The organism is Lysinibacillus sp. NPDC058147, from assembly GCF_042884205.1.
Taxonomy (GTDB): Bacteria; Bacillota; Bacilli; order Bacillales_A; family Planococcaceae; genus Lysinibacillus.
This window is the reverse complement of the sequence record NZ_JBHVUJ010000001.1, coordinates 164,276-190,392: the sequence shown is the minus strand read 5'-3', so window position 1 is coordinate 190,392 and position 26,117 is coordinate 164,276. Positions and strand designations below refer to the sequence as shown.

23 protein-coding genes and 1 riboswitch are annotated in these 26,117 nt (G+C 37.8%); of the genes, 6 read left to right on the top strand and 17 right to left on the bottom strand.

All coding sequences use genetic code 11. The features are described 5' to 3' along the window. Positions 1 to 3 precede the first annotated feature (3 nt). The 6 genes from pfkA to ACFVT8_RS00895 all read right to left on the bottom strand — a co-directional run bounded on the left by pfkA (position 4) and on the right by ACFVT8_RS00895 (position 8,215). Positions 4 to 963 carry a 6-phosphofructokinase gene (gene pfkA / locus ACFVT8_RS00920; protein WP_387082360.1) on the bottom strand — a complete coding sequence of 320 codons (960 nt, stop codon included), beginning with the start codon at positions 961 to 963 and terminating at the stop codon, positions 4 to 6. Positions 964 to 1,230: 267 nt separating this feature from the next. Then, positions 1,231 to 2,187 carry an acetyl-CoA carboxylase carboxyltransferase subunit alpha gene (locus ACFVT8_RS00915; protein ID WP_387082361.1) on the bottom strand — a complete coding sequence of 319 codons (957 nt, stop codon included), beginning with the start codon at positions 2,185 to 2,187 and terminating at the stop codon, positions 1,231 to 1,233. After that, on the bottom strand, positions 2,180 to 3,028 hold the full coding sequence (accD, locus tag ACFVT8_RS00910; protein WP_387082362.1) for an acetyl-CoA carboxylase, carboxyltransferase subunit beta: 849 nt from the start codon (positions 3,026 to 3,028) through the stop codon (positions 2,180 to 2,182). The genes ACFVT8_RS00915 and accD overlap by 8 nt, the downstream gene beginning before the upstream one ends. A 21-nt stretch (positions 3,029 to 3,049) precedes the next feature. Next, positions 3,050 to 3,691: a FadR/GntR family transcriptional regulator gene (locus tag ACFVT8_RS00905; protein ID WP_387082363.1), complete on the bottom strand. Its 642-nt coding sequence runs from the start codon at positions 3,689 to 3,691 to the stop codon at positions 3,050 to 3,052. A 454-nt stretch (positions 3,692 to 4,145) separates the two neighbouring features. Next, on the bottom strand, positions 4,146 to 7,229 hold the full coding sequence (dnaE, locus tag ACFVT8_RS00900) for a DNA polymerase III subunit alpha (protein ID WP_387082364.1): 3,084 nt from the start codon (positions 7,227 to 7,229) through the stop codon (positions 4,146 to 4,148). Between the two features lie 41 nt (positions 7,230 to 7,270). Continuing rightward, a complete protein-coding gene (locus ACFVT8_RS00895) occupies positions 7,271 to 8,215 on the bottom strand; it encodes a DHH family phosphoesterase (protein ID WP_387082365.1) in 945 nt (314 codons plus the stop codon). 90 nt (positions 8,216 to 8,305) lie between these two features. On the opposite strand from ACFVT8_RS00895, the gene ACFVT8_RS00890 reads away from it, so the two are divergent. Continuing rightward, complete coding sequence (locus ACFVT8_RS00890; RefSeq protein ID WP_376075317.1) at positions 8,306 to 8,611, top strand: YtpI family protein; 306 nt, start codon at positions 8,306 to 8,308, stop codon at positions 8,609 to 8,611. Between the two features lie 125 nt (positions 8,612 to 8,736). Here ACFVT8_RS00890 and ACFVT8_RS00885 read toward each other — a convergent pair whose 3' ends face one another. Then, positions 8,737 to 10,044 carry a DRTGG domain-containing protein gene (locus ACFVT8_RS00885; protein ID WP_387082366.1) on the bottom strand — a complete coding sequence of 436 codons (1,308 nt, stop codon included), beginning with the start codon at positions 10,042 to 10,044 and terminating at the stop codon, positions 8,737 to 8,739. A gap of 152 nt (positions 10,045 to 10,196) precedes the next feature. Beyond that, entirely contained in the window at positions 10,197 to 10,880 is a 684-nt protein-coding gene (locus ACFVT8_RS00880; protein ID WP_387082367.1) for a metal-dependent hydrolase, read from the bottom strand. 230 nt (positions 10,881 to 11,110) lie between these two features. Between ACFVT8_RS00880 and ACFVT8_RS00875 the strand changes: the two genes are divergently transcribed. Beyond that, entirely contained in the window at positions 11,111 to 12,199 is a 1,089-nt protein-coding gene (locus ACFVT8_RS00875) for a M24 family metallopeptidase (protein ID WP_387082368.1), read from the top strand. A 335-nt stretch (positions 12,200 to 12,534) separates the two neighbouring features. Here ACFVT8_RS00875 and ald read toward each other — a convergent pair whose 3' ends face one another. Further along, complete coding sequence (gene ald, locus ACFVT8_RS00870) at positions 12,535 to 13,650, bottom strand: alanine dehydrogenase (protein ID WP_387082369.1); 1,116 nt, start codon at positions 13,648 to 13,650, stop codon at positions 12,535 to 12,537. 359 nt (positions 13,651 to 14,009) lie between these two features. Here ald and ACFVT8_RS00865 point away from each other — a divergent pair, with 359 nt between their 5' ends. Then, entirely contained in the window at positions 14,010 to 14,459 is a 450-nt protein-coding gene (locus ACFVT8_RS00865; RefSeq protein WP_387082370.1) for a universal stress protein, read from the top strand. A gap of 249 nt (positions 14,460 to 14,708) precedes the next feature. On the opposite strand, the gene ACFVT8_RS00860 is transcribed toward ACFVT8_RS00865, so the two are convergent. From ACFVT8_RS00860 to mbcS, 5 genes are all read right to left on the bottom strand, one after another. Further along, entirely contained in the window at positions 14,709 to 15,638 is a 930-nt protein-coding gene (locus ACFVT8_RS00860; RefSeq protein WP_387082371.1) for a class I SAM-dependent methyltransferase, read from the bottom strand. Between the two features lie 89 nt (positions 15,639 to 15,727). Next, complete coding sequence (gene tpx, locus ACFVT8_RS00855; RefSeq protein WP_337989065.1) at positions 15,728 to 16,231, bottom strand: thiol peroxidase; 504 nt, start codon at positions 16,229 to 16,231, stop codon at positions 15,728 to 15,730. 252 nt (positions 16,232 to 16,483) lie between these two features. After that, complete coding sequence (locus ACFVT8_RS00850) at positions 16,484 to 17,101, bottom strand: RDD family protein (RefSeq protein ID WP_387082372.1); 618 nt, start codon at positions 17,099 to 17,101, stop codon at positions 16,484 to 16,486. 12 nt (positions 17,102 to 17,113) lie between these two features. Further along, the gene (gene sppA, locus ACFVT8_RS00845; RefSeq protein ID WP_387082373.1) at positions 17,114 to 18,127 is read right to left on the bottom strand and encodes a signal peptide peptidase SppA; all 1,014 of its coding nucleotides are present in this window, start codon (positions 18,125 to 18,127) and stop codon (positions 17,114 to 17,116) included. Between the two features lie 437 nt (positions 18,128 to 18,564). Continuing rightward, a complete protein-coding gene (gene mbcS / locus ACFVT8_RS00840) occupies positions 18,565 to 20,154 on the bottom strand; it encodes an acyl-CoA synthetase MbcS (RefSeq protein WP_387082374.1) in 1,590 nt (529 codons plus the stop codon). 238 nt (positions 20,155 to 20,392) lie between these two features. Next, positions 20,393 to 20,491: riboswitch (TPP riboswitch) on the top strand. Positions 20,492 to 20,578: 87 nt separating this feature from the next. Here mbcS and thiM point away from each other — a divergent pair. Genes thiM through thiE form a run of 3 tightly spaced genes read left to right on the top strand, consistent with a single transcriptional unit; the run spans position 20,579 to position 22,780 of the window. Beyond that, positions 20,579 to 21,334, top strand: a complete 756-nt coding sequence (gene thiM, locus ACFVT8_RS00835; RefSeq protein ID WP_387082375.1) for a hydroxyethylthiazole kinase — start codon at positions 20,579 to 20,581, stop codon at positions 21,332 to 21,334. Next, on the top strand, positions 21,334 to 22,158 hold the full coding sequence (gene thiD, locus ACFVT8_RS00830) for a bifunctional hydroxymethylpyrimidine kinase/phosphomethylpyrimidine kinase (protein WP_387082559.1): 825 nt from the start codon (positions 21,334 to 21,336) through the stop codon (positions 22,156 to 22,158). Before thiM ends, thiD begins: the two co-directional genes overlap by 1 nt. Next, a complete protein-coding gene (gene thiE, locus ACFVT8_RS00825; protein ID WP_387082376.1) occupies positions 22,148 to 22,780 on the top strand; it encodes a thiamine phosphate synthase in 633 nt (210 codons plus the stop codon). Before thiD ends, thiE begins: the two co-directional genes overlap by 11 nt. A 228-nt stretch (positions 22,781 to 23,008) precedes the next feature. Here thiE and ACFVT8_RS00820 read toward each other — a convergent pair whose 3' ends face one another. From ACFVT8_RS00820 to ACFVT8_RS00810, 3 genes are all read right to left on the bottom strand, one after another. Further along, positions 23,009 to 23,221: an alpha/beta-type small acid-soluble spore protein gene (locus ACFVT8_RS00820; RefSeq protein ID WP_387082377.1), complete on the bottom strand. Its 213-nt coding sequence runs from the start codon at positions 23,219 to 23,221 to the stop codon at positions 23,009 to 23,011. A 151-nt stretch (positions 23,222 to 23,372) separates the two neighbouring features. Beyond that, positions 23,373 to 24,581 carry a tRNA uracil 4-sulfurtransferase ThiI gene (gene thiI / locus ACFVT8_RS00815; protein WP_323655207.1) on the bottom strand — a complete coding sequence of 403 codons (1,209 nt, stop codon included), beginning with the start codon at positions 24,579 to 24,581 and terminating at the stop codon, positions 23,373 to 23,375. A 3-nt stretch (positions 24,582 to 24,584) separates the two neighbouring features. Next, positions 24,585 to 25,739: a cysteine desulfurase family protein gene (locus ACFVT8_RS00810; protein WP_387082378.1), complete on the bottom strand. Its 1,155-nt coding sequence runs from the start codon at positions 25,737 to 25,739 to the stop codon at positions 24,585 to 24,587. Positions 25,740 to 26,117 lie beyond the last annotated feature (378 nt).

Below are 26,117 nucleotides of genomic sequence, written 5' to 3'. Positions count from 1 at the left end.
AAATTATATTGATAGTTCTTTCATTAAAGTATACAAGCTTACATCTGCCTCATGATTTTTTTCGAAAGCCTCAGGCATATCATAGTCAATAACTTGATGATTGCGGATCCCTACCGCTCTGCCAGACTTTCCTTCCATAAGCAATTCAACTGCATGTGCACCCAATTGACTCGCTATAACACGATCACGCGCAGTAGGTGAACCACCACGTTGGATATGTCCAAGAACAGAAACACGCGTCTCTTTCCCTGTTTTTTCATGTAATAGTTTTGCCAATTCGCTACCAGACATAACACCTTCAGCGACGATAATAATGCTATGCTTTTTCCCACGAGCTGCACCACGGTCTAAGCGTGCCACAATGTCATCCAAATTATAATCTTCTTCTGGAATTAATACTGTTTCAGCCCCAGCTGCAAGACCTGCCCATAAAGCAATGTCCCCTGCATCTCGCCCCATTACCTCAACAATAAATGAATTTTCATGGGAAGTTGCTGTATCACGAATTTTATCTATTGATTCCACGACCGTATTTAGTGCCGTATCGAAACCTATAGTATACTCGGTTCCTGGTACGTCATTATCAATTGTTCCTGGTACACCAACAACAGGAAAGCCTTTTTTCACTAATTCCATAGCACCACGGTAGGAACCATCACCGCCAATAACGACTAGTCCTTCAATGCCAGCTTCACGCATAATGTCAATGCCTCGTTGCTGAACAGCGTCCTCTTTAAATTCAGGACATCTTGCTGAATTTAAATGTGTACCGCCACGTTGAATAATGCCACCTACTGAACCTAAATCAAGATTTTCCATATTGCCTTTTATTAAGCCCTCATAGCCATGCTTAATTCCGACAACATCAATTCCATGATATGCTGCCTTACGAACGACTGCACGAATAGCTGCATTCATTCCTGGCGCATCTCCACCACTTGTTAATACGGCAATTTTTTTCATTGTCGAACCTCCTGCAGATACTATTATTATTCACATTAACATGAAAAAACAAACTATGTAAGGGTTCAGAGGCTAGAAAAACATAACTTTTACATAAAAAATAAAAAGAATGCGCTTTCACACACTCTTTCTATTTGAAAACATCCGAAATTTAACATTTATTCAATATATTTTCCACGCTATTTACTCTAAGTTTTTTATGAATATAAATCACAATTTATATTATTTTCGAGCAAATTTACATATCCAAAAACCTAAAATTGTAATTTACGCTTCTGTATATTGTCCAATCTTTCTGAATTTCTCATAACGATCCTCAATTAATTGTTCGCCATTTAAAGTATCCAATGCTTTTAGTGTGTCGCTTATACATTCTTTTATATAAAGTGCTTGCTTCGCTACATTACGATGAGCTCCACCTGTTATTTCAGGGATAATTCCATCAATAACGCCAAGCTCTTTTAAGTCAGGTGCTGTTATACGCATTGCTTCTGCCGCTTGCTTTCCTAGGCTACCATCTCGCCATAAAATCGATGCAGCCCCTTCTGGTGAGATAACCGAATACGTTGAGTTTTCTAACATAAAGACACGATTCGCTACACCTAAAGCAATTGCACCCCCACTACCGCCTTCTCCAATAACAATAGAGATAACTGGCACTGTTAAGCCCGCCATTTCGACTAGATTTCTGGCAATTGCTTCACTTTGGCCACGTTCCTCAGCTGCCTTACCGGGATAAGCACCCTTCGTATCTATAAAACAAATAATTGGTCGCTTAAATTTCTCCGCCTGCTTCATTAAGCGTAATGCCTTACGATACCCTTCAGGGTGTGGCATACCAAAATTGCGACGAATGTTTTCTTTAGTTGATTTTCCTCTTTGGTGTCCAACAATTGTTACTGGCTGACCTTCAAAAAGAGCAATTCCCCCAAGAATAGCCGCATCATCACCAAACGTACGATCACCATGTAACTCAATAAAGTTTTCACACATAGCTTCTATATATTGTAATGTAGTTGGTCGTTCCGGATGTCTAGCAACCTGTACACGATCCCATGGCTTCATATTGGCATAAATGGATTGTTCTAACTGTGTTAAACGTGTTTCTAACGTTTCGATTTCGCCTGTCATATCTACATCCGCATCGGCAGCAATCGTTTTTAACTCATCAATTTTTTCACGTAATTGTACTACTGGTTCTTCAAAAGCTAAATTTTTAGACATGTTGCACGCCGCCTTTCGTATGCATTTTCACAAGCACTGCTACTTGGTTTCGTAAATCTTTTCGATGGAAGATTGCATCAAGCTGACCATGCGCTAGTAAAAATTCCGCTGTTTGGAAATCACTTGGTAGTTTTTCTCTTACTGTCTCTTCGATTACACGACGACCAGCAAAGCCAATCAACGCTTGTGGTTCCGCAATATTAATATCTCCAACAGAGGCAAAACTTGCAGAAACGCCACCTGTTGTAGGATGCGTCAAAATAGAAATAAACAGTAGTCCTTCATCGCTATGACGTTTTAAGGCCACACTCGTTTTTGCCATTTGCATTAATGATAGAATACCTTCTTGCATGCGCGCCCCACCACTAGCAGTAAAGATAATAAACGGTAAACGCAATTCAGTAGCTTTTTCAACAGCAAGTGTGATTTTTTCTCCAACAACTGAGCCCATTGAGCCCATACGGAAATGAGAATCCATAATTGCTACAACAATTTCTTCTCCATCCAGGGTACCTAACCCAGTCAGTACAGCTTCGCTTAACCCCGTTTTTTGTTGATCCGCTGAAATTTTTTCTACATAAGCAGGGAAATTAAGTGGGTTACTTGTTTGTAAATGATCGTCCATTGAAACAAATGAACCTTCATCTAAGAAATCTGCTACGCGCTCCTGCGCTGTCATTTTGAAATGATGATCACATTTTGAACATACTTTATGATTTTTTTCTAATTCCTTCGTTAACTGAATATGACGGCATTCTGGACACTTTGTCATAAGTCCTTCTGGAAAACCCTTTTCTTGTCCATCCTCTTTCTTTTTAGTAAATATGCTGCGAATTGCCATCTTTGACTCCCCCTTTGTTGTCTAATTACTTTGTACAATCTTCATCCACTGCTCGTGAGCTTTTAATGCTTCTTTTTCATAGCCAAGCTGCATCGATTTCAACATCGTTTGAATGTTCAATTTTTCTTCTTCTGTTGAGTTTCGATTTAAACGGTCACCATCATAAGCTGCTAACTGAAACCAGATTTTTAGTGAAAGACGATTTCCTGACGTGATAATTATTTCTCGTAAAACATCCCGGCAATTAATCGTACCTTCTATTTCTAGCTTTACAAAAAAACTGTCCCACACTGGTAGTGTTCGCAGAGTCTCTGTACAACTTATTACGCGAATGGCTTCCTTTTCATGAATTTGTCGCGTTAATTCGACATCCTTTTTTGATTTTTCATCTTCTAATATAAACATCGACAATGTTTCCACGAGCTGATGCTTATGTGTGGTAGCTAGAAAAGTACCTCCCCCATGTCTCGTTTCAATAAGACCTAACAATTCTAAGCTTCGCAATGCCTCTCTCACGGAGGATCGCCCGACACCTAGACGTTCTGAAAGGACCCGTTCGGAAGGTAGTTTTTCACCAGCCTGTATTTTTTCCATTTTAATAAGTTGTCGTAATTGTTGGACGATATCTAAAAACACTTTCTTTTGTTCGGTTTTTTTATCCATACGATCAACTCCTCGTTCTATCAATTTCACCTTGGCGTAAATGTTGCCAATAAAGGCTTTGGCCAACAGATGTTTTATGCGCGAAAGCGAAGTGCTAACGTAGCGTCAGCAAAGTGTTTTTGTCTGTGCGAAAGCGTAGTGCAACGTAGCGACAGTAATAGTATGTTGTTGGTCATTCAGTCGTGTGTTGTTGTTGCTATTGCTTCACTTTCGTACAGATAAATTGCCACAGGACGTGGCTTTCTTAAACTGAGTTCCTCTATTTCAGTAGGTGTTTGGATGCCTACTGAAAAGAAACGAAATCCACCACCTTCAGAAGATGGCGTCTTCCACTGAATGAAGACAAAAGTGGTCAGACCACTTTTGACGTTGACTCTAGCTTACAAAATAATTATTAAAAAGTAAAGAAAAAACTGCATAAGAAATTATGCAGTTTCTAAGATTTTCTTCAATTTCATATTCTTTTCGTCGCTTGTGCATGTTTTACTTTCACTTGTGGTTTACCGAAGCGCCTTTCAAGCGTTCCCTCAATGTAAAGCAATTCATCTTCTAGTAACAACTCTTGAACAAGATGAAAAACTTGTGGGAATAAAGTTACAGATACCGTTCCAAACTCATCCTGAAGCTGTACAAAGGCCATTTGCTCACCTTTTTTTGTGCGTATTTTTTTTACTTCTTCTATGATGCCAATCATTTTTACAAACGTTCCTTCACGAGCATGCTTTAACTCTCGGCACGTACTATTTACTTCATTCCAAAAAGCTCTTTCCTCTGAGACTGGATGTGCTGATATATAAAAACCAAGACTTTCCTTTTCATGTAGTAATTTTTCCTTTTGTGACATCGCTTCAGCTTCCATATACTTCGGCTTACCAAAACTAAAGGCAGTAGCCGATTCTATATCAATATCCACAGTTGGTCTTAGCAGTTCAGCTTGCTTTAAGGCTGCCTCCAATGTTGCTACTAGGACAGCACGATCTTTCCCTATATAATCGAGGGCTCCAGCGAAAATTAAAGATTCCATTACTTTTGGTTTAAAATGCTGCGCACTCAAGGCAACCGCCAAGTCAAATAGATTATCAAATGCTTCTGCGTTCGTTTGGCGTAAGGCATTCACTGTCTCTATAAATGTATGAGGTACTCCCTTTATTCCCGATAAACTATAGCGTATTCCATCTTTTTCAACAGTAAAAAATTTAGTACTTTGTTTTAATGAAGGTGGATAAAATGGAATCCCTTTCTCTTTCGCCTCACTCACAATCTGTAGGATCTTCTCCACATTCCCTGTTGCATTTGATAAAAGTGCCGTATAAAAACTTTGGGGGAAATGTGCCTTTAAGTAAGCCATTTGGTACGAAATAACACTGTATGCGACAGCATGGCTTTTAGGGAAACCATAGTCTGCAAAGCGTACAATTAATGCATACACTTCTTCCGCAACATGCACGTCAAAGCCTTGCTTCATTGATCCATTTACAAATGCGGCACGTTGCTCTTCTAATACTTGACGATTTTTCTTACTTACCGCTCGACGCAATAAATCCGCTTGTCCCATCGTAAAACCAGCCATCATCGAAGCAATTTGCATGATCTGTTCTTGATATACTATGACACCGTATGTCTCTCGTAAAATGGGTTCTAAAGCTGGATGTGGCATAGTAACCGATTCCCTTCCTGCTTTCCGTCTTGCATACACAGGAATAAAATCCATCGGACCAGGGCGATACAACGCATTGACTGCTACTATATCTAAAAAATGGGTTGGATGAATATCACGTAAAGCTTGCTTCATACCTTCTGATTCTAATTGAAAAATCCCTAATGTATCTCCCGTTTGAAGAAGTTGAAATGTCTTATCATCTTGCATCGGAATAAGCTCAAACTCTATCCAAGGACCACCTGCTTTATATATGGACCAACGTATCTGCTCTAAAATTGTCAGGTTGCGCAAACCTAAAAAATCCATTTTGACAAGTCCACAAGCTTCTACATCCGCCATTGGCCATTGCGTACAATATATTCCATCATGCCCTTCTTCAATCGGTATCGTATTGACTAGTGGTGAAGGAGACAACACAATTCCGGCCGCATGAGTAGAAGAATTTCTTGGCACCCCTTCAAGTTTTAGCGCCACCTCAAACCAGCGACGATGCTTTTCATCCTCGGCCAACCAGCCTTGTAAGCCTTGTGATTCGGCCACTGCTTTTTGCAATGTTATCCCGGGTTTATTCGGAATCATTTTTGAGATTTTCTCCAATGTTTCAGCGTCAAAACCAAAAACACGGGCAACATCTCTAGCAACTGCCTTAGCAGATAAAGTGCCAAATGTAATAATTTGCGCTACATTTGCCTTCCCATATTTCTGAGTGACATATTGGATGACTTTTTGTCTTTTACTGTCGACAAAATCGATATCTATATCTGGCAGTGTAACACGTTCAGGGTTTAAAAATCGTTCAAATAATAAGCCGTAAACTAATGGATCTACTTGCGTAATGTATAAGCTATAAGCTACAAGAGAACTTGCTGATGAACCACGACCAGGACCTGTTAAAATACGATTATCTTTAGCAAAATGCATAAAATCTGCAACAATTAAAAAATAATCTGCATAGCCCATTGAGCAAATAATTTCAAGCTCGTATTGAAGTCGCTCCCGATAAACTAGAGGAAGTTCAGTTTGCTTTAAACGTTCTGCCAATCCTGCAAAAGTCTCTTTAACGAGCAAGCTTTCGGCTGTTTCACCTGTTGGCACAGGAAATTTAGGCATTTGCACGTGCATTTCAGGAATTTCAGCCGTACAGCTAGCAAGCATCATTGCACTAGACTCAAGCCATTCTGGATGATCAGCAAACCAACTTTGCCATTCCTTTTTCGTTGGGGCGAAATAACCTTGTAAATGAGCTGATAACATTGTATCGGTAATCTTGTCACCTGAATCTATTGCTCTTGCAACCTCAAAGGCAAAATGATCTTCTGGACGTAAAAAATAGCAGCTCTGTGAGGCAACCACCGTTATGTTCATAGTTTCACACCATGATACATACGTTTCTTCTTTTTCAGTTATCATTCCTGCAGGTCTTACTATACCCATAAATAAATGCTTACCAAATACCTTATTTAGAGCACTTGCTACTTCAATCCAATCCTCAATTTCTATTAAATCATCCGAAGAAAGTAATGCCACACAGCCCGCTGCATATCCTTCAAGCCATTTCCATGGAAGTGCATCATCCTCTCTAATCGAAACTGCACTACTAATCTTTAATAGATGTCGGTAACCTTCTTGCGTCTGAGCATACAGCACAAGTGGAACCTTTCTATCTTGCCACTGTACATTAATCGTGAGCCCTAAAACAGCATGAATATTTGCTTGCTGCAACGCTTTACAAAAAGGCAAAAGCCCGTACAATTTTGAATTGACGATTGCACAGGCCTGAGTATTTTGCTCGTGTAAAAAAGGGATCAATTGTTCAAGCCGAATCGTACTTTTCAATAAATCCGCACTCGTATGCATTTTCGTGTATACATGTGTCAAATGAATCCCTCCCTTTCTATGTTTCGATCAATAAAGCCGTTTTATTGATATGCCTTACAAATTTCTTGTACTCTCGTTATAACACGGTCTGTTTCTTCCCATGAGTAAGCAGTAGCTCCAGAAGCGAGTGGATGTCCACCACCATTAAATTCCTTCGCCAAAGTGTTAATAATAGGACCTTTTGAGCGTAAACGCACACGAATTTGATCGGCCTCTTCAATGAAGACCACCCATGCACAAATACCTTTTACACTTCCAAGACAGCCAACTAATAGAGAAGCCTCTGACGGAACAACATTAAATTCTGCCAGCAATTCCTTTGTCAGCTTGATATGTGCTGCTCCATACTCATCCATTTTGAAATTTTGATAAATATAGCCCTGTAAATTTAATAGCTTTTGCTCCATTTCATACATTCCATCGAAAATTTGATTTCGATCAAAATTATATGTAATAAGATCTCCTGCAATTTTAAACGTTTTTACGGTCGTGCTAGGGAATTGGAAACGACCTGTATCACCTACAATACCAGCAAATAATAATCTTGCGGAGGCATCAGATAGAATCCAATTTGCAACTTGTTTTCCTTCCTCAAAAAGCTCATAAATCATTTCACTGCAAGAGCTCGCATTCGTATCCACCCACAGTAAATCACCATACGGATCATCATTTGGGTGATGATCTATTTTAATGACCATTTTACCCTTTGTATAGCGTTGATCGTCTACACGTTCAGTATTTGCCGTATCTGTCACAATAACTAACGCATTGTCGTAAATATCATCTGTAATACGATCTGGATTTGCTAAAAATGATAAAGATTCATCATGCTCGCCTACAGCATAAACCTTCTTTTCCGGATAGTTTGCTAAAATAAGCTCTTTTAACCCTTGCTGAGATCCATAAGCGTCAGGATCTGGACGCACATGGCGATGAATAATGATTGTTTCATATGAAGCAATTGTGTCAATGATTTGTCTTTTCAAATTAATTTCCCCCAAAATGATAGTAATAACCGTTAGCATTTTTCTTTAATAATCGTTACAATAATGACTAGTTATGCTAGGAGGTTTACTATGCTCAATTTAATATTTGTGTTTGCAATAATCATATCATTTGTTTTTTATTTTTATTTTAAAACAAAACAGTTTCGTTCTTCATTACCAATCGCTAAAAATTGGTACAAAAGTAAAGCTAATGTAAGCTTCGGTACATTTATTCTGTTATTCGGTTTAAACCAAGCCTATTTATTCCCTGGGTTATATACATTTATTATTGTAGCAATTCTTGTCGTTTTAGGCATCTTTGTTATTATCGAAAATATTAAAAGGGTTCGTCACTACGGTCAATTTGTTGACGAGGAGTACCGAATTAACCAATGAATAGTCAATTATGCCTGGGCATAATTGTAGCTGTCGCTACAGGTAAACAATGCGTCTGAAAACGGCTGAAAGAAGTGAAAGGGATGGTCTAGCATTTACCCTAGACCATCCCTTTTTGTATTTTCTTAACGTTCCAGTAGTTGGAACATCATCATTGCCTTCCCAACAAGCATTTGTTGATTAAACACTTCGAAGTCCATTTTCACAAACTTACGACTCATGTCTAATATTCGAGGCTTTACAGTAAGTGTACTTTCCATTTGCACAGGCTTGATGAAATAAATCGTCATGTTTTCGGCAACTGCATCCCCACGTTTACGGCGCTTCAATGCAAATGAGCCAACTTCCGCTAACAAAGTCGTAAATGCTCCATAAGAAATTGCCCCATATTGGTTTGTCATTTGAGGTGTTACTTTAAATTCTACGATTAATTCTTCATCGCCAAGTACCTTCATCTCATTTTTCACTAAATCATCAATCGTTTCACCATGCTGTGGTTGTCTTTGAGCAAGCTGAAGCGCTTTTAGTACATCTTGTCGACTAATGACACCTTGCAAAACATTGTCATCATCGACAATTGGTAACAGATCAATCCCTTCCCAAATCATACGATGTCCTGCAGAAGCAACACTCATTTTCATCGACCCGGCAATTGGATTTTTTGTCATAACCTTATCAATAAGCTCGTTCTCTTCTCGACCAATAACGTCTTTTACGGTAATCATCCCAACAAGCTTATTGTTTGCTGTAACAACAGGAAATGCACCATGAGTTGTTCGTTCATTTAGCTTTTGGAAATGATGAATTGTTTCATCATTTCGAAGAACAGAAGTATCCGTCATCGGCACATAAATATCTTCAATAAATAAAATATCTTTTTTGATTAATTGGTCATATATTGCACGATTAATCATTGTTGCAACAGTAAAGGTATCATAGCTTGTTGAAATGATCGGTAGGTCCAAGGAATCTGCTAGTAACTTGTTTTCATCCGTTGTATCAAAACCCCCCGTAATTAAAACAGCTGCACCAGCTCGTAGTGCATTTTCATGTGCTTTAATACGGTTACCAACGATGAGCAAACTTCCTGCATCTGTATAACGCATCATATCTTCTAACTGCATGGCACCGATAACAAATTTCGTTAACGTTTTATGAAGCCCTGTTTTGCCACCCAAAACTTGGCCGTCTATAATGTTAACTATTTCAGCGAAGGTTAATCGCTCAATATTCTCTTTCTTTTTCTTCTCAATACGAATTGTTCCAACACGTTCAATAGAGCTTACTAAACGGCGATTTTCCGCTTCTTTAATGGCACGGTATGCCGTTCCTTCACTCACCTGCATTTCCTTTGCAATTTGACGTACTGAAATTTTATCACCCACAGGTAGTGATTCGATGTATTGTAAAATTCTCTCATGTTTTGTAGACAAAATATCACCTATTTCTCAAGCATCAAATTCTGCTCTTAGTGTACCATATTTTTTATGAAAATATTTAATATAAAGTGATAATTTGTTTTACTTTTCCCATCGTTTCAACTACGCACGTGATACCAACTCATATAGTACAGCAGTGTCACTGATTAGGAACAGTTTACTTTTTCACCCGCTTTTAAAATTTGAACCTCTGCATTTTGCACTAAATCTGCAAAAATTTGTGGATCCTGCTCGATTGGAGGGAATGTATTGTAATGAATTGGTACGACAATTTTCGGCTTCAAAAATGAAACTGCACAAGCCGCATCTTCTGGTCCCATTGTGAAATTGTCACCAATTGGTAAAAACGCAATATCAATAGGATGACGTTCTCCAATTAATTTCATATCACTAAACAAAGCTGTATCCCCTGCATGATAAATTGTTAATCCTTCGATAAATAATAAAATACCAGCAGGCATTCCCATATATATAATTTCATTATTTTCTGTTACATATGACGACCCGTGGAACGCTTGAGTAAACTTCACTTTACCAAAATCAAATTCCTTGGCTCCCCCTATATGCATTGGATGCGCCTTCACCCCTTGCCAAGATATCCAGTTGGCTAGCTCATTCGGTGCAATGACGAGTGCATCTTTTTTCTTTGCAAGTTCTACTGTATCACCGACATGATCATTATGGCCATGTGTTAGTAAAATAATATCTGGTGCTTCATCAGCAACCTTTAAATCGGTTTGCCCATTTCCATTAATGAATGGATCTATCAATATTGTTTTCCCATTTGATTGTATTTTGACAACAGAATGTCCATGATAACTAATCTCCATATAAGTTTCCTCCCAGCAGTACATATTGTGCTACATCATTTTTATTCGCTATCCATGCGATTTTTCCCTTTTTTTGATATGCTTGTACAGAGAATAATAGATTCTTTCTAACAAAGCTATACCTAGTTAGGAAACAATCTTTCATTCGGTCAAAGCCCCATGCCGGGTTGGCTATAAATTTAGCCAAGCACGTGAAAATTTTTTCATTGCAATTAGAGGAGGAACAGTTTATGTCAAAGGTTAAAGAAATTCAAAATTATTTACAACAAAACCAAATTGATGCCGCTTTCGTAACGACACCAGACAATGTTTTTTACGTTTCAGGATTTAAAAGTAATCCACATGAGAGATTACTAGGTGTGATGATTTTTAAAGAAGCAGAACCTTTTTTAATTTGCCCAAAAATGGAAATACCAGATGCTAAAGAAGCAGGTTGGTCTTATGAGGTCATCGGTCACCAAGATACTGAAAATTCAATGGACGTTCTTGCACAAGCGATAAAAGCTCGTAATGTTAACCCACAAACGTTTGCTATTGAAAAAGCTCAGCTTATTGTTGAGCGTTTAGAAGCCCTACAACAATCATTCCCGCAGGCAAGTTTTGTCCGTCTCGACGAAAAAATCAATGCTATGCGTGTAATTAAAGATGAAAATGAATTAGAAAAATTACGTAAAGCTGCAGAACTAGCTGACTATGCTATTGAAATCGGCTGTAAAGAAATCGCTGAAGGCAAAACAGAAATGGAAATCTTAACAGCGATAGAAAGTGCTATTCAGGATAAAGGCTGCAAGATGTCCTTTGAAACAATGGTTTTGAGCGGTCCAAAAACGGCCTCTCCACACGGTAAACCAGGTGCTAGAAAAATAGCAAAAGGCGATATGATATTATTCGACCTTGGCGTAATCTTCGACGGTTATTGCTCTGACATTACACGTACGGTTGCCTTTGGTGAACCTAGTGAGGCACAAAAGGAAATCTACAACACAGTACTATCTGCTAACACAAATGCAATTGCAGCAGTCAAACCAGATGTTCGCGCAATGGATTTAGATAAAATTGCCCGTGATACTATCACTGAAGCAGGTTATGGCGAATACTTCACACATCGTCTTGGTCATGGACTTGGCATTTCTGTACATGAATTCCCATCTGTTACAGGCGCAAATGAAATGACTATGGAAGAAGGCATGGTCTTCACAATTGAACCAGGTATCTATAAATCTGATGTAACTGGTGTCCGTATTGAAGATGATGTAGTCGTTACAAAAGACGGAGTAGAAGTACTAACAAAATTCCCAAAAGACTTGATTGTACTGTAATTCTATTTAAGGAAAAGGAAGCAACCAACACGGTGCTTCCTTTTTTAGTATAAAGTATGCTTCTTCGTCAAAACGAGGTGTTGATTTCCGTTCCACATGATATACGTTTTAACAATATGTCATCCAACTTTTGAGTTTTATCGGAACACTTTCACGTTTTATCGCCCAACTTTTGAATTTTATCGATTAACTTTCACGTTTTATCACCCAACTTCTGATTTTTATCGACATCCCCTCATTTTGCAGAAGATCCATACCTTAATAGGACACTTTAATAGTCTTTCAACATAACAAAAGGAAGCAACCAAACATGGTGCTTCCTTTTGTTATGTTACTTATTGAATTAATTCATCAACATTTACATATGGCAAACCTTGAGAATCTGCAACAGCTTTGTAAACAAGATGTCCCTCTATAGTATTAACACCTTTTTTCAACGCAGCGTTTTCAACACATGCTTGTCTATAACCCTTATTAGCAATTTGAAGTGCATAAGGAATAGTATTATTTGTTAAAGCAATTGTTGAAGTACGTGGTACAGCTCCTGGCATATTTGCTACTGCATAATGCACAACTCCATGTTTAACATAAGTTGGGTCATCATGAGTCGTCACTCGATCAGATGACTCAAAAATACCGCCTTGGTCAATAGCAATATCGACTACGACAGAACCTGGTTGCATTGACTGAATCATTTCCTCGGAAACAAGCTTTGGTGCTTTTGCTCCAGGAATTAAAACTGCCCCAACTACTAGATCTGAGTTTTTCACTGATTCTGCAATATTATAAGGATTGGACATTAATGTTTGAACATCACGACCAAATAAATCTTCTAATTGACGTAAACGCTCTGGGCTTAAATCAATAACCGTTACATCAGCACCCATTCCGACAGCTACTTTCGCCGCATTTGTTCCAGCTATACCACCACCGATCACTGTAACTTTACCGCGTGGTACACCTGATACGCCGCCTAGTAAAATACCTTTACCTTCATGATTTTTCTCTAAGAATTGTGCCCCAATTTGTGTTGCCATTTTACCTGCAACTTCACTCATTGGTGTTAAAAGAGGTAAAGAACCATTTCCTAATTGCACCGTTTCATATGCAATACCTACAACTTTTTTATTTAAAAGTGCCTGCGTTAATTCAAGCTCTGGCGCTAAATGTAAATAAGTAAATAAGATTTGACCTTCATAGAAGTAATCGTATTCTGATGCTACAGGTTCTTTTACTTTCATGATCATTTCTTGCGCCCATGCTTCTTTTGCCGCCTCAACAATATGAGCACCTGCAGCAACGTAATCTGCATCTGTGAAGCTTGAACCTAAACCTGCTCCAGTTTCAATGTACACTTCATGCCCAGCATTTGTTAATGTAACAACCCCAGCTGGTGTCATGGCTACACGATTTTCATTGTTTTTAATCTCTTTTGGAATACCAATCTTCATCTTCCCTATCCCCTTCCATTACCTAAAAAATAAGCACATTTTGTTACATACTCTTCGATGTATTGATGCACCCCTTGCACTTCCATATTACCAAACATAAACAAAAAATGCTTTAATTAAAATAATAATAGATAAAATTTCTAATATTCTAATAATGATAAATATTTCAATCCCATTAATCAGTAGAGGCTTCCTGGGGAATGTCACGTAAGTAACAAAAAATATGCTTGTAAATAGTAATATTTATTTTGTTGTGAATTAAATGCCTTTACTTTTTCACATTTTTTCTTTCGGAAAGTATTTCCTTTAGAAAATCATTTGGTATAATCAACATATACAAATCAGGGAGGTAATTCAAAATGGCTAATAAATATAAAAGCATTGTAGTTGCAGTAGACGGTTCAAAGGAAGCTGAATACGCTTTCCGTAAATCGATTGACGTAGCAAAACGTAACGAAGGTGCTGTATTAAACTTAGTAAATGTTATTGATACACGTTCATTCGCTGCAATCGAAGCATACGACCGTTCAATTGCTGAGCGTGCTCAAGCATTCTCTGAAGAGCTATTAAATGGTTACAAAAAACAAGCTGAAGAAGAAGGCTTAACAAATGTTAACCTTGTAATTGAATACGGCTCACCAAAAAATATCATTACAAAAGAGCTTTCTAAAATTGTAGACGCAGACTTAATCATCTGTGGTGCAACTGGCCTAAATGCAGTAGAACGCTTCCTAATCGGTTCAGTTTCTGAAGCAATTGTACGTTCAGCTCAATGTGACGTACTTGTTATCCGTACACCTGAAAATTAATTTTGTCTTACATAAAAGGTATCCAATTTCGGATACCTTTTTCTTATTGTTGAAAAACTATTGATATTAAAGTTCCTATTAAATAAAGTATGGCTCTTCAGCAAAACGAAGGGTTGGGATATAAGTATATTTTTTAAAGCAAAATTAAAAAATTTCACATTAGAAAAGCGCGAGAATTCAATATTTCTAAAATTGATTTCTCACGCTTTTTAAGGTTTTTGACCAGTTTTGCCCCAGCCTCTTTTTTGCTTATTTCCCTTCTTGCCACATCTTCACTTTTTCAAAGAACATAGCAAGCGCTTGTTTATTTTGCATATTTGGTACTTTTGCTAACAGCACCTCTTTTGGAGCTTTGAAATCCGCACCTTGCTTTTGCAAAATGACAATGCTCTTTTCAAGTGCTTTATTAGCGAACATTGTATCTGGCAATTGAATAATCGCTTGAATCCAAGCATGCTTTTGAATGTATTTATGCAGTTGTTTCGACTGCTCAGATTCAAAGAGATGGGTTGGCGCAAGGAAAAATAAGTAGCCTCCATCCTTTGTGTAGTTAATGGACTGCTCAATAAATAAGTGATGTGCATAACTCATTCCTTCTGAAGCGCATAGTTCATAATCTAATGCGACATCTTCATTCGGATAATATCCGACCGGTAAATCACAAACAACAGCATCTGCAGGATTTACTAATAGGTCTTGTAAAGCATCTTGACGGAATAAGGAAACTGTCTGCTCTGTCAAATCAGCTGTAGCAGCAGCTATACGAATAAGTAGCTCATCAACCTCAACACCTGTTGCTTCTATTTTTCCGTCTAATAAATTCATAACTGTTAATAGTAAATTCCCTGTACCTACCGCTGGATCTAAAACAGAAATTTTTTCTGTTTCTATACGCTCTGCAAATAATTGCTCCACAAAATAACCAACTAGTAATCCAAGAGTATCAGGTGTCATTTGGTGATTCGGCTGGGATCCTTTTCTCATCCCCTTTAAAACAGCAATTTGAATCGCTTTGCGCACATCTTCCTTTGTAGCCCCTTCTTGTGAAAAATCAACTTCCCCATCTAGCCATGCCTCTAGGCCATCTAGAATACCCTCTAATAATGTAATATTATGTTCTTTTTCTATCTTTTCAGCATGTTCATTTAGCATACCAAATAACTTTTCGATATTTTCCATACATAACTTCCTTTCACGCAGAAAAGAGCCGTGACAAAAACTTGTCACAGCCCCTTTGTCTAGTAATATCTTAGCCTAAAATCAATAAATTATGCTAGTGCTTTGACAGCTGCAATTGCTGCTTCGTAGTTTGGATGGTCTGTTGCTTCAGGAACATATTCCACATATGTCACTTTGTCATTTGCATCCACAACAAACACCGCACGCGTTAGAAGGCGTAATTCTTGGATGTAGACACCATATGCTTCACCAAATGAAAGGTCACGGTGATCTGAAACTGTTTGAACAGCATCAATGCCCGCTGCACCACACCAACGTTTTTGAGCAAATGGAAGGTCAACAGATACCGTATAGATAACTACATTGTCACCTAAGTTTGCTGCTTCTTCATTAAAACGACGTGTTTGTGCATCACAAACACCAGTATCTAATGATGGTACAACGCTAAATAAACGAATTTTCCCCTCTGAATCTTTTAGTGTAACAGGTGATAGATCATTCGCTAATACAGTAAAGTCTGGTGCTTTGTCTCCAACTTTTACTTCGTTACCTACAAGTGTTACTGGGCCATTTTTAAATGTTACTTGTGCCATATAAACGCCTCCTAATCTTCATATGTACATAATATTACTAAATGGAGGGAATTAATTGCAACTGAGACAGCTCATCAAAATAGTATTAAAAGAATTTTTTCGAACCTGTTCTGCCATATTTGATTAAGGGTGAATCATTACCCAAGCTTATCACCATAATACAGGCTGATTTCCACACGGACTTTTGGGGCTATTTTTCAACGAACTAAACATATAAAGAGCTGTCTCACCGTAATGAGACAGCTCTAACCATTATTCTTCGTTATGTTTCTCTAGCTTTTCAGTTTCTGGTTTTTCCTCTTGAGGTACAGATTCAGTCTTTTCTTCTTTGATTGGCAAAGACTGTTGCACAACATCTTTTTCAATATAAGTTTTTTCATGAACGACTGTTGTATCCGCGAAAAAATCATGTAGACCTTGATTGTTCGGTAAAATGGCTACAAGAATATAAAGTGGCATAAAAACGCTGTTGATAATACGCCCTACCCAGTCACGGAATAACACATCTGACCAAGTCAGCTTCTCATGCTTTAATGAAATAACACGTAACCCAAATATCATTTTCCCTAATGTTTGCCCAAAAAATTTCGTCATTAATACGAAATAACTGTAATAAAGAATAGCGGATATAATCGAAATTGGTGCATACCATACTGTTTCAGATAATGACCAATCCATTAAATAAAAAATTGGGTTAACGAGAATTCCACCTATAGCTGTAATAACGAACCCATCTAATAAAAATGCCCAAAAACGTATCCAAAAGCCTGCTGTTTTTAAGGCATAATTTTTATCTATAATTGGCTTATCTATTAGGAGGGCATTCTCCATAGAGGGTGAACCTTGCATAACAATTTCATTGTTTGTCATTGTACTCCCTCCTTAGTTTTCGCCATATAAGTACATCATTTTTGGTGCTTTATAATCTGCCATAATTTTCGTCAGCATTTTTTCCTCTGCTGAAGGACCAAAGATTGAACCAATCTTCATCCCAACATATGATTGCCAGCCACCCTCATCATATGAATACTCGAATAATTCTGCGTCCTCTAAACCAAAGTCTTTACGCAGCGCAGCAATTGTTGCTTCCTCATCGCCAATCTCATCTACTAAGCCCGCTTCAAGAGCCTTCTTACCACTAAGAATTCGTCCATCGGCAACTTTTTTCACATTGGCTTCAGACATATTACGCCCTTTGGCAACAATATGAACGAATTCCTGATAAGTTTCATTAATCATGTCTTGCATCATAGCACGCTCTTCCGGTGTCACTTCACGCATTGGACTAAGCATATCTTTATGTTCACCAGATTTAAACGTTTCATATTTAATACCAACTTTCTCTGCTAGAGCCTGATAATTAATAGACTGCATAATGACACCAATTGAACCTGTAATTGTATCACGTTGCGCAAATATTTTATCTGCAGGTGCTGAAATGTAATAACCACCTGAAGCTGCCATCGAATCCATAGATACATAGATTGGAATTTGTCGTTCTTCCTTAACTTCCATGAGTTTCTTATATATCTCAGCTGATTCCTTTACTCCGCCACCTGGTGAATTAACACTTAAGACGATACCTTCTACAGTATCATCATATAAAATATTATCTAATTGATCTAAGAAAAATTGATGATCATAAGAAACTGGTTGCCATAATGTACTTGAGCCAACATCTTGAATCGTACCATCAACCTTTAAGTATGCAATACGTTTATCCATATCGCCACCTTCTTTAACCTCTTCCATTACCGTTAAGTCATTTCCAGCCACCCAGCCATCAAAATTGCTGAAGAAATCCGATTTAAATATTGCAAAAATAGTGTTGATCCCTAAAGAGAATACTAATAATACACTAGCAATTATTAAAGCAGTCCACCTTTTAACATTCATGTCTTTCCGCCTCCTCATACGTTATACGATAGATATTCTAATTTGTTTCATACTTATTGCAATAATATGGCTTATCACCATAACATGGGTTGATTTCTGTTCCGACTAGACTCTCTGTGCAAAAGAGTTTTTTGTGCGAAAGCGCAGCGTTTTCACAGAATGTGATACTTTTAGCCTTCGTCTCCTCTACTTGGCACACTCCATGGTCTAAATCTATGACGTTAATCCCTAAGGAGTGTCAAGATTCCAATTAACTTATATACAAGTCACACGTTTTAACAAATATAATTCCCAACTTTCGGCAGTTAGCCAATACTTTGCAAAAGCTTTAACCTATTTAACCTATTCAACCTATACTACATTATCTAATAATAAAAAAAAATCAAAGTTCATAAACAAAGCAGGAACTTTGATTTTCGACATTATTTCCTAGGAAATTAATGATGAATAATAGAATAGGCTTTTTCTTGTTCTCGTAATTCGACACGACGAATTTTGCCTGATGCAGTCTTCGGTAGCTCAGTAACAAACTCAATTGCACGAGGATATTTATAAGGGGCTGTTAATGTTTTTACATGGCTTTGTAGTTTTTTAATAAGCGCTTCATCTCCAACTTCTCCATCAGATAGTACAACAAATGCCTTTACTACATTTCCACGAACTGCATCTGGACTTGCGACAACGGCAGTTTCTTTTACTGCCGGATGTTTCAATAACGCATCTTCTACCTCAAATGGGCCAATCGTATAGCCAGACGATATAATGACATCATCCCCACGTCCTTCAAACCAAAAATAGCCATCTTCATCTTTATATGCACGATCTCCGGTAATGTACCATTCACCTCTAAATTGTAAATTTGTACGCTCCGGATCGTTTAAATATTTTTTAAATAATGCGGGTGTTTCACAGTGTACAGCAATATCTCCAACTTCTCCGATTGCAACAGGATTTCCAAGATCATTGATAATTTCAACAGTATTACCTGGAGTAGGTGTTCCCATTGAGCCCATTTTAGCTTCCATCCCAACCATTGTACCAACAAGTAATGTATTCTCTGTTTGTCCATAACCATCTCGTACTTGTAAGTTAAAGGCATCGGAAAATATTTTTATCACTTCACTATTTAAAGGTTCACCCGCTGACACAGCCTGACGTATTGTACTTAAATTGAAATCTCGTAAATTTTCAAGGCTCGCCATAAATCGATATTCGGTTGGCGTGCAGCACAGAATATTAATATTGAATTTTTCAAGCAGTGCAAGGTATGTTGCCGCATCGAAGTGACCTTTGTAAACAAATGCTGTTGCACCACTTCCTAGAGTAGCAAGGAACGGACTCCAAATCCATTTTTGCCAACCAGGAGCCGCTGTAGCCCAAACCATATCACCTTCTTGGACACCTAACCAGTTTGGTGCAGTAGTTCGTAAGTGCGCGTAGCCCCAGCCATGTGTATGTACCGCTGCCTTCGGATTGCCTGTTGTACCACTCGTATATGCTAAAAATGCAATGTCTGTACTCTTAGTTGGTGTAGAACTAATATAGGTTGTTGGTTGGTTTTCCATTTTTTCAAGCAATGCTTGCCAAGATCCATGTGCATGACCAATGACAAATTGCTGTATTTCTTGTAAATTCCCCACATTATCGAACTGCTCAATATAAGGCTCAAATGCAATAACACCTTTTGCATTGGCATGATTGATTCGATATTCAATATCCTTCGTTCTCAGCATTTCTGAGCTAGGTATAATGGTTAAACCTGCCTTTAAGGCAGCAATATAGACGATATACGCTTCAACTGATCTCGGCACCATGACTAAAATAACATCACCTTTTTTTAAACCTTGAGATGTAAATACATGTGCTGCCTGATTCGCCTTTTCAAGTAAAGCTGTATATGTTATATATTGAATTTCTTCATTTTCGTTATAAACTACTAATGCATTTTTCGTAGAATCCTGTGCATATTTTTCAATTTCCTCAGAAATGTTATACCATTCTGGTGCGATTAAATCTTCTCTTTTCATGGCAAGTGCCCCCTTTTGTTACGCTCATTATAAAACTCAATTTTTATCATTTTCAATGGAATTCGCTCTAATTCATTAAAGTCGTGACAACTATCATGCTCTGCTATATGGCATCAGTCACGTATTGCTTCTATCAATTTCATCTTGGTGTAATGGGTACTGTCGCTTCGCTTTCGCACAGATAAAAACTCCCTATTGAACACGAACGAATAATATGGTACATTTTGGACAACTAAAAGCATGATTGCAGGGGGACTCATTTAGAGTTGAGAAGGTAAAACCTGACCCTTTGAACCTGTTAGTTAATACTGACGTAGGGAGCAATATACATCTATTTACTGATGAAAGGCTCTTTTGCGTGTTTTTTTACACGAAAAAGAGCCTTTTTTGCACGCTTACGTCCATCCAACAAGGAGGACTAAAAATGGTATTTCATACTATCCGTAAACAAAATCCACTTATTCATTGCATTACTAATTATGTTGTGGCTAATTTTCAAGCAAATGGCTTATTAGCAATAGGCGCTTCTCCAGTTATGGCTGATGACAGTCATGAAGTTGAAGAAATGGTCGCAATTGCCTCAGGATTATTGATCAATATCGGTACCCTTAATGAACGAATGAAAGAATCAATGTTACTTGCTGGAAAAAAAGCAAATACTCTTGGCATTCCCGTTGTTTTAGATCCCGTTGCTGCAGGTGCAACGACTTACCGGAAACAAACGGTACAACAATTACTCGAGGAAATAAATTTTGCGGCAATTCGTTGTAATACCGGAGAGCTTGCAGCTATAGCCGATATAGAATGGCAACAAAAAGGTGTAGATAGTGGTAGTGGTTCCATTTCTTTAGAAGTTGAGGCACAAAAAGTAGCTCAACTCTACGATTGTATTGTTATTGTGACCGGTGAAAAGGATTTTATTACTGATGGTGAACACCAGCAATGGGTTACAGGTGGAAATTCCCAAATGACAGAAGTTACTGGAACAGGTTGCTTATTGAGTGCAATTTGTTGTGCATCCTACGTCGCAGGAAATAAACCATTTGATCAATTGGTAGAAACGTTATCACTTTATAAAAAAGTGGCAGAGCAAGCCGCTTCTTCTACTCCATACATTGGCGATTTTCAAATTGCAGTATTGAATGAACTACATCGTATTTCCAAGGATGGTGAACAATGATGAATATTGTAATGACAATTGCTGGTTCTGATAGTGGTGGCGGTGCAGGAATACAGGCTGATTTAAAAACATTTCAGGAATTAAAAGTGTTTGGAACGTCTGTTATTACAGCTTTAACTGCTCAGAATACACTTGGTGTATCGGATGTATTTCCAATTGAAGTTAGTTTTGTTGAGAAACAACTTCAAGCGCTAGTCGAGGATTTTTCAATAAGCGCCGTTAAAACCGGAATGCTGTTTTCCTCTGAAATAATCCAATCAATTGCACAAATTTTAGCTGAAATAAATATTCCGCTTATTGTCGATCCTGTCATGATAGCAAAAGGTGGAGAAAGTTTATTACAGCAAGAAGCAATTGAGGCTTTACGCAGTTGTTTGCTACCTTTAGCAACAGTCATAACACCGAACATTCCTGAGGCAGAAACCCTTTCTGGAAGGACCATCAATTCTTTAGCTGATATTAAAGAAGCAGCTCAAGTCTTATTACAAATGGGCGTTCAATGCGTCATTATTAAAGGAGGTCATTTAGAGGATAAATGTTATGCTACTGATTATGTATTTTTCCAAGATGGTCGGTCATTTTCCATGCAGTCCACTCGTATTGCAACAAAAAATACGCATGGTACAGGCTGTACTTTTTCGGCTGCATTAACTGCTTTTCTTGGTCGTGGACTACCTTTAGAAAAAGCGATTGAGGAAGCTAAAAAATTTATTCAATTAGCAATAACTCATGATTTATCTATTGGTAATGGCCATGGTCCTACAAATCATTTTGCTTATCAAAACTTGAAGGATTCCTGCGAGGTGATTATTCATGAAACGTAAAGATCTACAGCTATATTTTATAATGGGTACAGGTAATGTTTTCAAACAAGATCCATTAAACGTTTTAGAGAAAGCTCTACAATCTGGAATTACTATGTTTCAATATCGTGAAAAAGGATCGAATACACTAACTGGGCAAGCCTATGAAGATTTTGCTCGGAAATGTCAAAAGCTCTGTCGGCAGTATAATGTTCCGTTTATTGTCAACGATGATGTTGAGTTAGCAATAAAACTTAGAGCTGATGGTGTTCATATTGGACAAAAGGATTCTCCTGTGTCGATGGTACGTAAAAAAATTGGCCCTATGATTTTAGGTGTTTCTGTTCATTCACATACTGAATTACAAACTGCTCTACAGTATGGTGCTGATTATGTAGGAATTGGTCCGATTTTTTCAACCACTTCTAAAAGTGACGCCAATCCACCTAGTGGAACTGATTTTTTACAGCAAGTTCGGATTCAATATCCGGAGCTCCCAATCGTTGCAATCGGAGGCATAAACTGTTCGAATGCTCCTACGGTATTTAAAGCAGGTGCGGATGGAATAGCAGTTATTTCTGCAATTTGCCAAAGTGAGGATATTTCAAATACAGTCTCTACATTTAAATCATTTGTAGGATAAAGTGAAACTTTAATCAGTGGAGGTCTTTCACCAATGGGTTTTTACAGGCAGTTAACCCCACGTATTTCTTTGCTCTCGTTGAACTGAAATGGGATAGCCTGACGCTTCTCTATTCATACAGATAAATTACTCCCGTTAATACGGGATAAAAAAATAAAAATTTAAACAAACTAAAACCAGTGCCTTTTACGGTCACTGGTTTTAATTTTATAATTGCTTATTAAGCAATTATTGGTTGTTTGGCATGCCTTTTAATTGAGATTCTGCCATTTGTACAAGACGTTTAGTGATTTCACCGCCAACGGAACCGTTAGCACGAGCTGAAGCGTCAGCTCCTAATTGAACACCAAATTCTTGTGCAATTTCGTATTTCATTTGATCAAGCGCTTGTTGTACGCCAGGTACTGCAAGCTGGTTTGAACTGCGATTTGTGTTTGCCATGTGTCTCACCTCCTTGTGAATATAGAATGTGCGTTATTAGATTTTTAATACAAAAATTTTATCGGTAAATTGTACCTGCAAAGGAAATGAACAAAAAAACCGACTCAAGATTTTTGAGTCGGCTCGTTAGCTTAAGAAATCGCAGTTTCTTCTATAAAAGATCTGCAAATTTATCGGCTTCTTGCTCTTTTTTCGGGAAAATATAGACTTCACGGTTTTTCACTGCTCGTTCAATTAGTTCATCAAAATCCGAGAAGCTTTCGTAATGCTCAACCTTTTCAAGCTTTGGCTTTGTTTTTGGACTTGCTGGAGTAAAAATTGTACAGCAGTCTTCAAATGGTTGGATAGACGTTTCGTATGTGCCTATTTTCTCTGCAATATCGATAATTTCTAATTTATCTGATGAGATTAATGGACGTAAAATTGGTGTGTTCGTTACGGCATTAATAGCTGTTAGGCTTTCAAGAGTTTGACTCGCTACTTGTCCAAGACTTTCACCTGTAACAATTGCTAATGCACCGATTTCTTCACGTACTTTGTCAGCAACTTTTAACATCATACGACGAGTTGTTGTCATCGAAACATTAGAAGGTACTTTTTCTTTAATAAGAACTTGGATTTCAGTGAAAGGAATAACATGTAAACGTATACTAGCGCCAAATTTCGTTAATTCATTAGCAAGCACCTTTACTTTTTCCAATGAATTTTGGCTTGTATAAGGTGGACTAAAGAAGTGGATCGCTTCTAAGCGCACTCCACGTTTCATCATTAAATAACCAGCAACAGGACTATCTATACCACCAGAAAGCATTAATAAAGATTTACCATTCGAACCTACAGGCATTCCACCTGCACCAGGAATAACTTGTGCCATCATATATGTTGCGTCATGACGCACTTCTACACGAAGTTCGATATCAGGCTGTTTCACCTTTACTGATAAATTTTGATATTGTGGTAAAACATAACCACCAATTTCGCGTTGAATAGCATGTGATTCTAACGGAAATGTTTTATCAGTGCGTTTTACTTCTACTTTAAAAGTAAGCTGCTCATTTTTAAATGTATCCATAATTGTGATGGCAAGTTTTTTCATGGCCTCCATGTCTTTTTCACATGCTGCCACAGGACTAAATGATTGGATACCAAAAATTTTAGGTAATCCTTTTAATAGTACGTCCATTTGTGTTTCATTTTGAATGGCGATAAACATACGATCGCGCTCTGTACGAATGTGTAAATGTCCTAAATCCGCAAACGCATGACGAATGTTCTCTCGTAGACGACGAATAAAATCCATCTTGTTGCGACCTTTTGTAGAAAGCTCTCCATATCGAATTAAAATTTCTTTCCAAATCATGATTTAAAATTCTCCTTTAAGTTCCATCAATACTTCATCTAATACTTGTTTAAACTTTACTATATCTTCATTTGTTACATGCGCGCCAAAACTTAAACGAATAACACCCTTTTTAAAGTGCTCATCAATATTTAGAGCTTCAACAACATGGCTTGTTTTTGTCTGTTTCGATGAACAAGCACTCGATGTCGATACAATTACATTGCGTTTTTGCAATGCATTAATAATGACTTCACCTTTTAAGTCGCGAATACTAAAAGATAAAATATGTGCCGCACCTTGTGGGGTTGATAAAATATGCACTGCATCTCCATATCCACGTAATTGCGTGCATATTTCTTCATTCCATTGACGATATTTTTTTGCACGATCATTCATCGTTTCTACTGCCATTCGGGCTGCTTTGGATAAGGCTACTGCTTGCGGTACAGCTACTGTTCCACTACGCAAACCAAACTCCTGCCCTCCGCCAAGTGCATACGGTTGCCATTTCATTTTTTTACGAAATGCTAATACACCTGAACCTTTAAAGCCATGAATTTTATGACCAGAAATTGAAATACAGTCTGGTCCCTCGTCATCGTTAAATGATATCGGTAACTTTCCAAAGCTTTGTACAGCATCCACATGAAAAGCTGCGCGACTTGATTCATGAATAATTTTTGCAGCTTCAAAAATTGGTTGGATAGCACCCATTTCATTATTTACATGCATCATACTTACTAAAATGGTATCCTTGCGCACTTTTGTACGAAGCTCCTCTAAAGAAATAACTCCATTTTTATCTGCTTGCAAGTATTCAACATCAAAACCTTCTTGCTCAAGTTGCTTAACAGATTCTAAAACAGATGGATGTTCAATTTCAGTTGTTAAAATATGATTTCCTTTATGTGTATTGCTACGTGCTAAACCAAATATAGCCGTATTATTGGATTCAGTACCACCTGATGTAAATAGCACATTTTTTGCTTCTGTCTGCAAAATATCTGCTACTTGCTCACGTGCACGCATTAACAATTCGTTTGATTCAACACCCATTGCATGAATGGAAGCAGGATTGGCATAATACTGCTCATTCACTGCCATAAATGCTTGCATAACCTCATTTAAAGGTTTTGTTGTTGCACTGTTGTCTAAATAGATTGTATTAACTTCCATTAATATTCACACACTTTCAAAACGTTGATTTAACGGTATTTATCATAACGCAATCTTCAGCAATTGACTACTAACTTTAACAATTATCCTAATTTAATCACTTATTTGTTGCTTTTAATGTGAAAAACCACCCATTATAGAGTGGCATCTTAAAATTTACTATGAACGTTTCCTGAGTATAAAAAATTGGGCTTTTGCATCGTTAGACTTATTACTATAACGTGAGATTGATTTCCGTTCCGGCTGGGCGCTTTGTAGCTGTCGCTTTGCTTTCGCTACAGAAAACATTTGTTGCTGTCGCTTCGCTTTCGCACAGATAAAACATTTGTTGCTGTCGCTTCGCTTTCGCACAGATAAAACATTTGTTGCTGTCGCTTA